This is a genomic window from Aurantimicrobium minutum, from assembly GCF_002355535.1.
Lineage (GTDB): Bacteria > Actinomycetota > Actinomycetes > Actinomycetales > Microbacteriaceae > Aurantimicrobium > Aurantimicrobium minutum.
Map to the genome: position 1 here is coordinate 798431 of NZ_AP017457.1, position 11508 is coordinate 809938.

The 11508-nt window shown below is 53.8% G+C and carries 13 protein-coding genes and 2 tRNA genes; 8 read left to right on the forward strand and 7 right to left on the reverse strand.

Annotated elements, in window-relative coordinates; genetic code table 11:
* Positions 1 to 33: 33 nt before the first annotated feature.
* A tRNA-Pro gene (locus AUMI_RS03880) sits at positions 34 to 111 on the reverse strand.
* Positions 112 to 241: 130 nt separating this feature from the next.
* Between AUMI_RS03880 and AUMI_RS03885 the strand changes: the two genes are divergently transcribed.
* The 3 genes from AUMI_RS03885 to AUMI_RS03895 all read left to right on the forward strand — a co-directional run bounded on the left by AUMI_RS03885 (position 242) and on the right by AUMI_RS03895 (position 2171).
* Positions 242 to 315: transfer RNA gene (locus tag AUMI_RS03885), tRNA-Gly, on the forward strand.
* A gap of 136 nt (positions 316 to 451) precedes the next feature.
* The gene (locus AUMI_RS03890) at positions 452 to 889 is read left to right on the forward strand and encodes a LexA family protein (RefSeq protein ID WP_096381523.1); all 438 of its coding nucleotides are present in this window, start codon (positions 452 to 454) and stop codon (positions 887 to 889) included.
* Positions 882 to 2171, forward strand: coding sequence for a Y-family DNA polymerase (locus AUMI_RS03895; RefSeq protein WP_096381525.1), 1290 nt, complete (start codon positions 882 to 884; stop codon positions 2169 to 2171). Before AUMI_RS03890 ends, AUMI_RS03895 begins: the two co-directional genes overlap by 8 nt.
* Here the strand turns inward: AUMI_RS03895 and AUMI_RS08155 are convergent.
* The 4 genes from AUMI_RS08155 to AUMI_RS03910 are packed head-to-tail and all read right to left on the reverse strand — an operon-like array spanning position 2168 to position 5299.
* Positions 2168 to 2308 carry a hypothetical protein gene (locus AUMI_RS08155; RefSeq protein ID WP_172418251.1) on the reverse strand — a complete coding sequence of 47 codons (141 nt, stop codon included), beginning with the start codon at positions 2306 to 2308 and terminating at the stop codon, positions 2168 to 2170. The genes AUMI_RS03895 and AUMI_RS08155 overlap by 4 nt on opposite strands.
* A gap of 10 nt (positions 2309 to 2318) precedes the next feature.
* On the reverse strand, positions 2319 to 3806 hold the full coding sequence (locus AUMI_RS03900) for an amidohydrolase (RefSeq protein ID WP_096381527.1): 1488 nt from the start codon (positions 3804 to 3806) through the stop codon (positions 2319 to 2321).
* A 3-nt stretch (positions 3807 to 3809) separates the two neighbouring features.
* The gene (locus tag AUMI_RS03905) at positions 3810 to 4790 is read right to left on the reverse strand and encodes an Fpg/Nei family DNA glycosylase (protein WP_096381529.1); all 981 of its coding nucleotides are present in this window, start codon (positions 4788 to 4790) and stop codon (positions 3810 to 3812) included.
* Positions 4791 to 4807: 17 nt separating this feature from the next.
* Positions 4808 to 5299, reverse strand: coding sequence for a ribose-5-phosphate isomerase (locus AUMI_RS03910; protein ID WP_096381531.1), 492 nt, complete (start codon positions 5297 to 5299; stop codon positions 4808 to 4810).
* Between the two features lie 64 nt (positions 5300 to 5363).
* Between AUMI_RS03910 and pepN the strand changes: the two genes are divergently transcribed.
* From pepN to AUMI_RS03925, 3 genes are read left to right on the forward strand one after another with little or no spacing between them, the layout of a single operon-like run.
* Positions 5364 to 7916, forward strand: coding sequence for an aminopeptidase N (gene pepN / locus AUMI_RS03915; protein ID WP_096381533.1), 2553 nt, complete (start codon positions 5364 to 5366; stop codon positions 7914 to 7916).
* On the forward strand, positions 7913 to 8599 hold the full coding sequence (locus AUMI_RS03920; RefSeq protein WP_096381536.1) for a mechanosensitive ion channel family protein: 687 nt from the start codon (positions 7913 to 7915) through the stop codon (positions 8597 to 8599). The genes pepN and AUMI_RS03920 overlap by 4 nt, the downstream gene beginning before the upstream one ends.
* Positions 8599 to 8988 (forward strand): globin, encoded by a 390-nt coding sequence (locus AUMI_RS03925; RefSeq protein WP_096381538.1) that lies wholly within the window; start codon positions 8599 to 8601, stop codon positions 8986 to 8988. The genes AUMI_RS03920 and AUMI_RS03925 overlap by 1 nt, the downstream gene beginning before the upstream one ends.
* Here AUMI_RS03925 and AUMI_RS03930 read toward each other — a convergent pair whose 3' ends face one another.
* Positions 8989 to 9618 carry a DUF8185 domain-containing protein gene (locus AUMI_RS03930; RefSeq protein ID WP_096381540.1) on the reverse strand — a complete coding sequence of 210 codons (630 nt, stop codon included), beginning with the start codon at positions 9616 to 9618 and terminating at the stop codon, positions 8989 to 8991. It lies immediately after the preceding gene.
* A gap of 67 nt (positions 9619 to 9685) precedes the next feature.
* Between AUMI_RS03930 and AUMI_RS03935 the strand changes: the two genes are divergently transcribed.
* Together AUMI_RS03935 and AUMI_RS03940 are read left to right on the forward strand one after the other, a co-directional pair.
* Positions 9686 to 10561, forward strand: coding sequence for an acyl-CoA thioesterase (locus tag AUMI_RS03935; RefSeq protein WP_096383448.1), 876 nt, complete (start codon positions 9686 to 9688; stop codon positions 10559 to 10561).
* Positions 10561 to 10998, forward strand: coding sequence for a Rieske (2Fe-2S) protein (locus AUMI_RS03940; RefSeq protein ID WP_096381542.1), 438 nt, complete (start codon positions 10561 to 10563; stop codon positions 10996 to 10998). The genes AUMI_RS03935 and AUMI_RS03940 overlap by 1 nt, the downstream gene beginning before the upstream one ends.
* Before the next feature lie 16 nt (positions 10999 to 11014).
* Here AUMI_RS03940 and AUMI_RS03945 read toward each other — a convergent pair whose 3' ends face one another.
* The gene (locus tag AUMI_RS03945) at positions 11015 to 11503 is read right to left on the reverse strand and encodes an acyl-CoA thioesterase (RefSeq protein ID WP_096381545.1); all 489 of its coding nucleotides are present in this window, start codon (positions 11501 to 11503) and stop codon (positions 11015 to 11017) included.
* Positions 11504 to 11508 lie beyond the last annotated feature (5 nt).

Here is an 11508-nt window from a genome sequence, read left to right on the forward strand (position 1 = left end):
GTACTCCTGCTTGTGATGGTGTGGATCTGGATATGGTCGGGGCGACAGGATTCGAACCTGCGACCTCCCGCTCCCAAAGCGGGCGCTCTAGCCAAGCTGAGCTACGCCCCGGTCCTGCCCTCACGTTACGCAGAAGGTAACTTCAAGCAAGTCCGGCATTCGCCGAGGCGAAATGACCGAGTACTACTCTAACGTATAAGATGAGATGGCTGGCCCACGCTAAACTGGTGCCAACCCTTCTGGGGATGTAGCTCAATGGTAGAGCCTCAGTCTTCCAAACTGATTACGCGGGTTCGATTCCCGTCATCCCCTCCACATAGAGAAAATCCCCCGGAATTCCGGGGGATTTCTTGTTTTGCTCCTACCTCACTTCAGGACTAGACAACACCCAGTGTCCGTGGGATATGCTCAACTATTCGAAGATATATTCGAATACACAGAGGGGCTTACCATGGCACAAACTGCACCATCTGCAGTGGTCAGACCACTGCGCGGAGAATCCATTCCGGCTATTTTGGCCGCATCAACCGCCGTTTCAGCAGGGTGGCCCTCCCCTGCCCAAGATTATTTTGACGGTCGTGTAGATCTGAACACTCACCTCATCAAAGACGTGAACTCCACGTTTATTGTTCGCGTCTCTGGCGACAGCATGAAAAATGCAGGTATTAGCGACGGTGATGAGGTCATCGTGGATCGAGCCCTGACACCTCGCGACGGTGACGTCGTGGTGGCAGTGCTCGATGGCGAACTGACCCTCAAGCGCCTGCACATTCGTTCTGAGAACGTGCTGCTCAAAGCAGAGAATCCCAAGTATCCAGATATTTCCGTGGCGTCCTTGAGTGAACTGATTATCTGGGGTGTTGTGACCAGGTGTTTGCATCATGTCTGATTCATCACAGCGCCGCATCGCACTCGTGGACGTCAATAGTTTCTTCGCCTCCTGCGAGCGCGTCTTTGATCCGAAACTGATGGGTAAGCCCGTTGTAGTGCTCTCAAACAATGACGGTTGTGTTGTTGCCCGCAGTAGTGAAGCGAAAGCTTTAGGTGTTGCGATGGGTGTTCCCTGGTTCAAGATTTCTGCGTGGGCACCGAGTGTGGGCTTGGTCGCACGCTCATCCAACTATGAGCTGTATGGGGATCTGTCTGCCCGAGTAATGAGTATTTTGCAGGAGTTCTCCGCCGCCGTGGAGGTGTACAGCATCGATGAGGCGTTCTTGGAGCTCACCGGAACACCAGAAGAGCTACTTGCAACAGGTCACCGCATCAAAGAAGCTATCCAGACCCGGTTAGGGTTGCCCGTCTGCGTCGGCATTGGCCGCTCGAAGACGCAAGCAAAGCTGGCTAATGCCGGTGCCAAGAAATCTGCGGGAATGAACGGGGTCTGCAATCTAGATATGTTCTCTGCAGAAAAACTCGATTTCATCATGGCCGCGCTGCCCGTAGACAATCTGTGGGGCATTGCCAGGCGTTTGAGTAAACGGCTGGCGGCACAAGGGATTCACACCATCAAAGACCTGAGAGATGCGGACCCGGTTCGCATCAAGAAAAAGTTTGGCGTGGTGGTGCAACGCTCTGTTTACGAACTGCGTGGAATTGACTGCATCAAACTCGAGGGTGAACGCCTGGTCAAGAACCAGGTGATGTATTCACGTAGTTTTGCCACCCCGGTGACCACCCGCAAACAGATGGAAGAAGTCTTGGCTGTCTATGCCCAGCGGGTCAGTAAACGTCTGCGCAAACAAGGCTCTGTGGCAGGGGCATTGACCTGTTTTGCTGGCACCTCACGCTTTGCCAATGAACCATTCCACTCCCCCTATGTCAACGCTGTCTTTTCTATCCCCACCAACGATCCGGTGGAAATTCTCAAAGCCTCCAGTTCAGTGCTGCTAAACCGGATTGAAGAAGGGCGCAAATACGTCCGCGCGGGAATCCTGCTGCATGATGTCAGCCCTAAGGAGTCCCACCAATACTTAGATCTGTTCACCCCTGTTCATGAACGCAGGCAATTAGGGGAAACCTTAGACAAAGTGATGGAAAAGCACGGTGCATTCAGCATCGGGTTGGGTGCGGCAGGTTTCAAGAGTGCACGCGAGTGGGAAATGAAGCGAGAAATGCTCTCGCTTCGTGCCACCACCAGATGGGACGAACTGGCAACGGTTTATGCGCGCTAGCGAAAGAAGTTACTCAAAAAATTCACAATTCCAGAGAAAAATGAGCCAAGGATTCCCTGTGGATCTGGACCCGGATCATCTTCGAACTCACGCATGACATCACCATCAAGCTCGTCGTTCTTCTCAAGATTTCCCACTAGTTCAGCCTCAGGTCAATGAGCTGTGAGTGACACGCCCACCATTGAGGGTGAGCGCAACGGGCATCGTGCGCAATTGGTCAACGGATGCATACAACGGATCAATATCAACCAGGCACAAGTCCGCAGGCTGCCCCACAGCAATACGCGTGCGAGCCGAGGCATCAAGTGCCGCCTGCGGCTCGATGCGTTGCTCGGGGTGCCAGGGCTCACGGGTATCGCGTGTGCGCTCAACAGCAGAAGCAATAGCTAGCCAGGGATCCAAAGGCGCAACAGGAGCGTCAGAACCCATAGAGAGCTTCACACCTGCTTTGAGCATGGAGGCAAAGGGGAAGCAGCGGTCGGTGCGACCTTCCCACAGCACGTCAGCAACATCTCGGTCATCCATGGCATGTTCTGGTTGGACTGATGCGATCACACCTAGCTGAGCAAATCGCTCAATGTCTTCCCATGCCAACAGCTGGGCGTGTTCAATGGTTCCTTCACAGCCCACTTCTTCGAAAGCGTTGAGGGCAAAGGTGTTGGCGTCATCACCAATGGCGTGAATAGATGGGTTGATGCCGGCAGAGCTTGCTTTGGTCATCAAGGAAACCAGTTCGTCATAGGGGACGTTGAGAATGCCGCGGGCATTCTTTCCTGTTAGACCAGGATAGGGGTCGTGACAGAACGCTGTGCGGGTGTTGAGCGAGCCATCAGAGATGACTTTGTAATTTCCCATACGAAGCAGGCCATCTGTGGAGGCGATGACATCGCCAGTGCGCAAACCAGTCTCAATGGCACGGTCCAAGTACTCGGTGTAGACGCTAAATTCAACCTGCAGGAGGTCGTTTCCGTTGCTGATGCGACGGCGCCAGTCCGGCAGAATCCATCCCATTTCGAAATCAACAATGCCCACAATTCCTCGTGCAGCAGCTGCATGTGAAGCATCAAGAACTGCCTTATCGAGCTGTTCAGGAGTTTGATCAGAGAGTGAACCCCAGATAGCAAAACAGTCGTCTTCAACGAGAAGCCCTGTGGGGTGCCCCGCATGGCCACGAACCTCGAGCGCTTTCGAGTTGAGCCACACACTGTGACCATCGCCACTGAAGAGATACACCTCTTCATCAGCACAGGCTTCATCAAGGATGCTGAAGTGTGGCTCTTCTGCCCACAAGCTGCCACGCCACCCGAAACCCACCATGGTTCCTGGATGTGTGCGGTGACGTTCTTTCACACGCTGACCCACCTCACGGGCAGATTCAACACCTTCTAAATTCAGTCGCTGCAACATCAAAGACCACGAGGTGAAGTGGGTGTGCGTGTCCCACATTCCCGGGATGAGGTAGCGCCCACCAACATCGATACTCTCGCCGTCGAGAACCTGTGTCAGATCTATCGCACCGGTGGCGCCCACAAATTCAATGTCACTAATCACCCCATCGGTAATGACCACATTGATAAGGCTGCCCATCAGGCCGCGTTCACCGGGGATACGTGCGTTAGTGAGAGTGAGCTGCATGGCTCAAGTTTGGCACGAAGGACACCAATAGAGCTTGCGATTAGCCATCTCATCGAGGCGAATATGTGTTCCGCATTTCAGACAGGGCAAACCTTCACGTTTGTAAACCCAGTGCCGATCGGCTCGGTTAGCCATTGCTTGACGCCAGGCTTCCCCCTCAAGCCCATCAATGGTCATCATTTGTCCGGTCTGAACACCGATTTCCAGAAGGTATACCCAGTCTCGCCACAATCCCCAGGCTTCATCCGAGGTGACCTTCTTACCAGGGCGATAGGGGTCTATGTGTGCCCGAAATAACATTTCTGCCCGGTAAACGTTGCCAATTCCGGCAACCACAGACTGATCCATGAGGAGCAACCCTATGGGTGTGTTCTTTTTCACAACAGCGTCGACAAACTTCTGGCCTGCCTCATCGCTGGAGTCACGCTGCGGATCAGGGCCTAAGCGACTGAGTACGGCATCAACTTGTTCCGAGGTCAGTACTTCACACGCGGTTGGTCCGCGAAGATCTGCACAGACCGTCTCGGTCAGCAGTCGAACGCGGACAGCTCCGATGGGCTCGGGTGGAAATTGGGTTGTCTGCTCGAGTTCACGTTCGTGCTGTTCCTCGGCCATGCGCATGCGTGTTTTGCGGGGTGCACCGATAGAACTGAGTGAGTTTTCTCCTGCAGCATCAAAGACAGTGCCGCGCTGATTGGTTTGCCCCATCCGGCCATTCGCTGAGGCAATCGTGGCATCAGCGTGGATGGTGCCAGAAAAATCCCATGCGCCATAAATCCCTAAGTGAACACGCAACCAGTGATCACCAGAAAAACGCATAAAAAGTTGTTTGCCTACCGCCCAGGCTTCTTCCAACTCGAGGTTGTTCAGTACTGCCGCACCGTCAGAAAAACGTCCCTGCGGGGAGGTGACAACAACGCGCTGCCCGACAAAGTTTCTCTCGAACTGTCGCGCAATGCGATGAACGGAATGTCCCTCAGGCATGGCGTATTAATTCGTCGTTAATACTTGTCTAGGCCTTTGCCCAGAATGTCGCCGGTTTGTTCGTATTCAGCCAGCTGGGCAATACGGCGAACGTGACGTTCATCACCAGGGAAAGGTTCCGCAATAAAGGTGTCAATAAAACTCACTGCCTCTTCCAAGCTGTGCTGACGCGCACCAATAGAAATCACGTTCGCGTTGTTGTGTTCACGAGCGAGCTGTGCAGTAGCCAGGCTCCACACCAGCGCGGCGCGAATACCTTTGACCTTGTTGGCGGCAATTTGTTCACCGTTTCCAGAACCGCCAAAAACTACACCGAGTGCCTCAACACCTGCGGCCTGATCTGCAGCTACAGCCGCAGCCGCATTAATGCAGAAAGCGGGATAGTCATCTAATGCGTCATATTCGGTGGGACCGTGATCGATAACCTCGTGGCCTGCCTCAGTGAGGTGATTTTGCAAGAACTGGCTGAATTCGAGGCCAGCGTGGTCTGTGGCGATATGTATGCGCATTCCTCGATTTTAGAGGGACACGGTCCGGGTTAGGCTCTTAACCAAACCGCTGGAAGGAAAAGTAGTGTCCGGAGAAAACCTCACCCGCCAAGAAGCCATTGAACGCGCAGAGCACATTGCCGTGGACAGCTACAAGGTTGATCTTGATCTGTTGCGCGGTGAGCAGGTTTTTGGCACCACCACAACTGTCGAGTTTTCTGCGACTGCGGGTTATTCCAGCTTTATCGACGCCATTACAGAGAAGGTTCACTCAGTCACGCTCAACGGTGTTGAGCTGGATCCCGCCCAGGTCAGTAACGGTGTTCGCATCCAGCTAGATAACTTGCAAGCACACAACACGTTGACCGTTGTTGCTGATGCGAAATACACCAACACCGGTGAAGGCTTGCACCGCTTTGTTGATCCTGTCGACAACGAGGTCTATCTCTACACACAATTCGAGGTTCCTGACTCGAGGCGCATGTTCGCTGTCTTCGAACAGCCAGACCTCAAAGCAACATTCCAATTCACCGTGACAGCTCCCAACTACTGGGTGGTCACCAGCAACCAACCCACTCCTGCGCCGGTACAGCACAGCAATGGCTCAGCTACCTGGAATTTTGACCCCACTCCCCGCATCTCCAGCTACATCACCGCACTCGTTGCAGGCCCCTATGACGTGGTGCGAAGTGAGCTCACCAGCGCGGATGGTCGCGTCATTCCTTTGGGTGTGTTTTGCCGCAAGTCACTATCGGAATACATGGATGCCGATTACGTTTTCGAAAAAACCCGCCAAGGTTTTGCCTACTTTGAAAGCAAATTCGACTACCCCTACCCCTTCGACAAATACGACCAGCTTTTCGTACCCGAATTCAACGCCGGTGCCATGGAAAATGCGGGATGTGTCACTTTCACCGAGGCTTACGTTTTCCGCTCCAAAGTAACTGACGCCATCCGTGAGCGTCGCGTAGTGACCATCCTGCACGAGCTTGCCCACATGTGGTTTGGTGACCTTGTCACTATGCGCTGGTGGAATGACCTGTGGCTCAACGAAAGCTTCGCAGAGTATGCCTCCACCTTGGCCACTGCAGAGGCAACGGAATGGCATGAAGCCTGGACAACCTTTGCTGTCATGGAAAAGAGTTGGGCCTATCGCCAGGACCAACTCCCCTCCACACACCCCATCGTGGCGGATATCCCCGACCTTGATGCCGTGCGCGTGAACTTTGATGGCATCACCTACGCAAAGGGTGGCTCCGTGCTTAAGCAACTTGGTGCCTGGGTCGGTCAGGAACAGTTCCTCGCAGGTGTTGGTCAGTATTTCAAGAAGCACGCCTACGGCAATACTGAGCTGAAAGATCTCCTGGTTGAGTTAGAAGCTACTTCCGGTCGACACCTGACCACGTGGTCCAAGCTCTGGTTGGAAACGGCAGGCGTGAACACGTTGCGCCCAGCCCTGACCACAGATTCCGGGGGCACCATCACAGCGTTCTCCATTGAACAATCTGCTCCGGCTGATTGGCCCACGATCCGTCCACACCGCATGGCGATAGGTTTCTACAACCTGCGCTCAGGCAAGCTCGTCCGTGAACACCGTGTGGAGCTCGATGTTGATGGAGTGAGCACAGAGGTGTCAGAACTCGTTGGCCTCACGCGCCCCGATCTGATCCTCATCAATGATGATGATCTTGCCTACGCCAAGATTCGTCTTGATGAGGCGTCCCTGCGAGTGGCAATTGCCAACTTGAAAGGCATTGAGGACCCTCTGGCTCGCTCACTGGTCTGGGGATCTGTGTGGGATTCCACGCGCGATGCAGAGACTGCTGGTCGCGACTTCATTGACCTCGTTTTGGGCAACATTGCAACCGAAACAGAGTCCACAGTTGTGCGCACAGTTCTCGGGCAGCTTCTGCTTGTTGCCTCCAGCTATGTCGATCCTGCGACTCGTGATGCGCAGACTGTCCGTGTCGCCGATGCTCTGTGGGAGCTTGCTAACCAAGCTGAACCAGGTAGCGACAACCAGTTCCAGTTCTTACGAAACTTTGCCGCTATCGCAACGACGGAAGAACACCTCAACAACGTCAAGTCGTTGCGTGAGGGAAAGATTTCTCTCGGTGAACTAGATATCGATACCGATCTTGGCTGGGAGCTGCTTATTTCACTTGCTGCTGGCGGTCAGGCCACCGAAGCAGATATTGATGCCTACCTCGCTGAGGACAACACCGCAACCGGAGCCCAGTCTGCCGCTCACGCCAAGGCTGCCCTGCCTGGCTTAGAACAAAAACAAGCAGCCTGGGACTCGGTCTGGGTTGCAGATGACAAGCCCAACTTGATTGTGCGCGCTACCGGTTTAGGTTTCAACAAAGCTCACAACCTCGACGTGTTGGAGCCGTTCGTCAAGCAATACTTCGACTCAATCGAAAAGATCTGGGCAAGCCGCAGCTATGCAATTGCCGAAGAGCTGGTCGAAAGCTACTACCCCGCTCCGCTGGCCAACGAAGCGCTGGCTGAGGCAACACGTAACTACTTGAACAACAACAACCCACCGGCTCCATTGCGCCGTTTGATAGTTGAAAATCTGGCTGGAACCGAACGCACGCTTGCTGCGCAAGCTCGTGACACGAAGGAATCTGCATGAACCTCGCAGAAACATTAGAAGCGATGTATAACTCCGCTTCAATCCCCATCAACATTGCGGTAACCTTCATCACTGCTGCGATTATTCGCTGGACTCTCTTAGCCCTGAGTCGCCGTGTGATTCGCCGCATGGTCTCCGATGCTCATAACAAGAACCAAAAGCACCAGCTTGCTGGTGTTCCCGCCAACATTTCTGCATTGCGTCAGGTTCAGCGCACCCAAACCATGGGAACCGTGTTCAGCAATTCCATTTCCTGGATGGTTATTGCTGTTGCAGCCATTGTTGTTCTTCAAGAGCTGGGAGTCTCTGTCACAGCGATTGTGGCATCTGCCGGTATTGGAGCTGCAGCTTTAGGTTTTGGTGCTCAGAACATTGTCAAAGACGTACTCAACGGAATGTTCATGGTCTTTGAAGATCAGTTGGGCGTGGGAGACCGCGTAGATGTCGGTCTGGCCGTGGGCGTCGTCGAATCGGTGGGTGTGCGCATCACCACCATCAAGGGTGATGACGGAACCATCTGGTTTGTTCGCAACGGAGAAATTACACGCGTAGGAAACATGACCTATGGCCAATCTGCCGAGCCTATTGCTGCTTTTGTGAAGCCCACCAAAAATCCAGCTGCAAAAAAATCGGCAGCCAAGAAGCCCGCTCGCGACACCTCAGCAATTCAGGCCTCTGAGTAATGGGCGACGAACTTCTTTCCTTCTACGAGGAGGTTGGTGGCGAAGCTGTGTTTGCCAAACTGGCACATGAGTTTTACAAAGGCGTAGCCAAAGACCCCGTACTCAAGCCCATGTATCCCGAAGAGGATTTGGGACCTGCCGAAGAGCGCCTCAAGCTTTTTCTGGAACAGTACTGGGGTGGCCCCACGACCTACAGCGACACCCGTGGACATCCACGTTTGCGGATGCGCCATATGCCATACAAAATCAACCCTGACGCCAGAGATCGTTGGTTAGGTCACATGGAACATGCTGTGGACAAACTGAACCTTCCACCTCTGCAAAGAGAAACTCTCTTGGAGTATCTCGAACGTGCCGCCTATGCGATGACAAACACGTTTGAGGATTAACTACTTCACCAGTATGTGACCGCGCTGGGTCGAAATACGCTTCCACGCAGCTGAGCTGGTGACGTGAGCTTCTGCAGTACCTAAGAAACCTAAGCCAAAGGCGGCAAAGGCAACACCAGCAGGGACACTCATTCCGTCTGAGCCGAGAACGTTAAGTGGCCTGCGCCACACCTCTTCGCGCACAGCGGTGACAATGTTTGTTCCCAAGCCGTTGGCCTTGGCCACTTCTTCTATTCCAGATTTGGCGGTGAGCTGAAGTTCTATCTCGCTCATACTTCCCACCGGAGCCCAATTACCTCGCGGTGGTGCAACTCCTGTCCAGGCAATACCTGCTTGCCCGACCGGAAGTGCAATGGCGAGTTCGTCGCGAGCTAATCGATCGAGCATGGCACGAACCTGAACAACCATGTCCAGGTGGTCTGTTTCCACCCGTTCGAAGATTCTTAATCCCAAAACAGTCGGAGCAACATCGAGCAACCCTTGTGGTGTTAACACAGCGACATAAGCGGCTAGAGCGCCACCGGCACCCACTAGCCACACATGTTCACATCCCAGCCGATCCGCTCGTTCTAGATAGGTCTTCAGATCAGCAGCGTCATGTTCGCTAGCAAGGGTCACCGTATTCGTCATCTCGCAACCTAAACTAGCGAATGAATCACTTCTTCACCTCACCGGGGACGATATGCAGCCAGAACATATGCACGAAAACATCGAAGCACTGCTCGAAACTCTTCATCTCACCCCAGAACCCAGCGTCAACGGTGAAGATGTGTTCTCTGCCCCCAACCAGTTCATGCCACATGGCCGGGTCTATGGCGGCCAGGTTCTGGCTCAATCACTCACTGCAGCTTCGTTAACTATTCCGACAGATCGTCCGGTTCATTCTTTGCACGGATACTTTCTGCGTGCCGGAGATATAACTAAACCGATTACGTTCTCCGTTGACCGCATTCACGATGGGCGCTCTTTTTCAACCCGTCGAACCCAGGCCTATCAAGATGGACTTCCCATCTTTTCGATGATTGCCTCTTTCCAGGACGAAGATCCCGGTGTGAATCATCAAATGGGCATGCCCACAGGACTACCTGAGCCAGAAAGCTTGCCCACCGCCGGTGAACTCTTAGGCCCAATTGATCATCCAGTGGCACAGTATTGGGCCACTCAACGCCCCTTTGATCTTCGCCACTGTGAATCACCGATTTACATGAGCGTTGAAGGAGAAAAGGTCGCACACCAGGCAGTGTGGATGAAATCTCTGTCAGCACTCCCGGATGACCCCATGCTGCACCGTGCGGCTTTGGCTTATGTCAGCGACTACACAATCCTTGAACCTATTTACCGCCGCCACGGCATCCCCTGGGCCACACCCGGCCTGAAGGCAGCAAGTCTCGACCACGCCATGTGGTTCCATCGCTTTGGCCGGGTAGACGAGTGGATGCTCTACGTACAAGAATCACCCAGTGCTCAGGGAGGTCGTGGTTTATCCTTGGGACGTATCTATTCTCGAGATGGAATACTTCTTGCTTCCGTTGCCCAAGAGGGCATGGTTCGCGTTCCTGGATTGGACAAGTAATGGCTGCACGTAATCTCACTCCCAAACTTTCCCGCCGTGAAGTACTCGGCCTGGGCGCAATTGGCGCTGCCGGTGTTGCTGTTGCCCTGACAGGGTGCTCCAATGCTGTCAGCGCTAGTGCCGGTGGAAGCGGAATGCTCCCCAAGGGGCTTGAGATTGGGCCCACATCCGATGTTCCCGTTGGCGCGGGACGCAACTTCGAAGTTGAGGGAACAAAGCTTGTCGTCACGCAACCTGTTGCCGACGAATTTCACGCTTTCAGCGCCATCTGCACCCACGAGGGATGTGTTGTGGGATGCCGCGAGAAAATCATCAAGTGCGACTGCCATGAGGCAACTTTCAATCCGGTAAACGGCGATCCGATGAGCGGCCCTGCAAATTCGCCTCTGCCCAGCTTTGCGATTGAAGTCAAAGACGGCGTGATCTATACCGCCTAGTTGCTAGCTAGCTGTTCTAGCTCCGACGCTTGAACTGGATGCCTTCCTCCACATAGGGCGCAATAGCTTCACGCTCGTCGTCAGTCATGCGACGAGGTTTGGTTGTTTTCGAATCCACCAAGACGATGGTTGTCGTTGCACGCGCAAACAGCTGTTGTGGATTTTCTTCCGTGGCAGTTTGTAGCGGGGAATAGATTTCGTAACAGACTTCCAGACTTGCCCCACCGACGTGCCCTAACCACATTTGTAAATCCAATGGTTCGCGCATGTAAGGAATGGGGGCTAAATACTCAATTTCTTGGTGCGCAATGAGCGTGAAGGTATCGGCATCGGGGCCACCCTCAAGAATTCTGGTGGCCATGTGGTCATTTCCATGGCCAGAATCTCCTGTCCAGAAAGCATGAATACGAGCTTCTTCAAGTAAGCCAAACATGGCTGCGTTGTTCACATGCCCGTAGGCATCCAGGTCAGACCAGCGGATGTTGGTGGGGATGTGTAAACGCATAGTGA

Excerpts from the sequence above, each read along its gene's own strand:
- AUMI_RS03890 (WP_096381523.1), top strand. The coding sequence starts at position 452 with ATGGCACAAACTGCACCATCTGCAGTGGTCAGACCACTGCGCGGAGAA.
- AUMI_RS03935 (WP_096383448.1), top strand. The coding sequence starts at position 9,686 with ATGCACGAAAACATCGAAGCACTGCTCGAAACTCTTCATCTCACCCCA.
- AUMI_RS03940 (WP_096381542.1), top strand. The coding sequence starts at position 10,561 with ATGGCTGCACGTAATCTCACTCCCAAACTTTCCCGCCGTGAAGTACTC.
- AUMI_RS03925 (WP_096381538.1), top strand. The coding sequence starts at position 8,599 with ATGGGCGACGAACTTCTTTCCTTCTACGAGGAGGTTGGTGGCGAAGCT.
- AUMI_RS03895 (WP_096381525.1), top strand. The coding sequence starts at position 882 with ATGTCTGATTCATCACAGCGCCGCATCGCACTCGTGGACGTCAATAGT.
- AUMI_RS03905 (WP_096381529.1), bottom strand. The coding sequence starts at position 4,790 with ATGCCTGAGGGACATTCCGTTCATCGCATTGCGCGACAGTTCGAGAGA.
- AUMI_RS03920 (WP_096381536.1), top strand. The coding sequence starts at position 7,913 with ATGAACCTCGCAGAAACATTAGAAGCGATGTATAACTCCGCTTCAATC.
- AUMI_RS03930 (WP_096381540.1), bottom strand. The coding sequence starts at position 9,618 with ATGACGAATACGGTGACCCTTGCTAGCGAACATGACGCTGCTGATCTG.
- AUMI_RS03945 (WP_096381545.1), bottom strand. The coding sequence starts at position 11,503 with ATGCGTTTACACATCCCCACCAACATCCGCTGGTCTGACCTGGATGCC.
- AUMI_RS03900 (WP_096381527.1), bottom strand. The coding sequence starts at position 3,806 with ATGCAGCTCACTCTCACTAACGCACGTATCCCCGGTGAACGCGGCCTG.
- AUMI_RS03910 (WP_096381531.1), bottom strand. The coding sequence starts at position 5,299 with ATGCGCATACATATCGCCACAGACCACGCTGGCCTCGAATTCAGCCAG.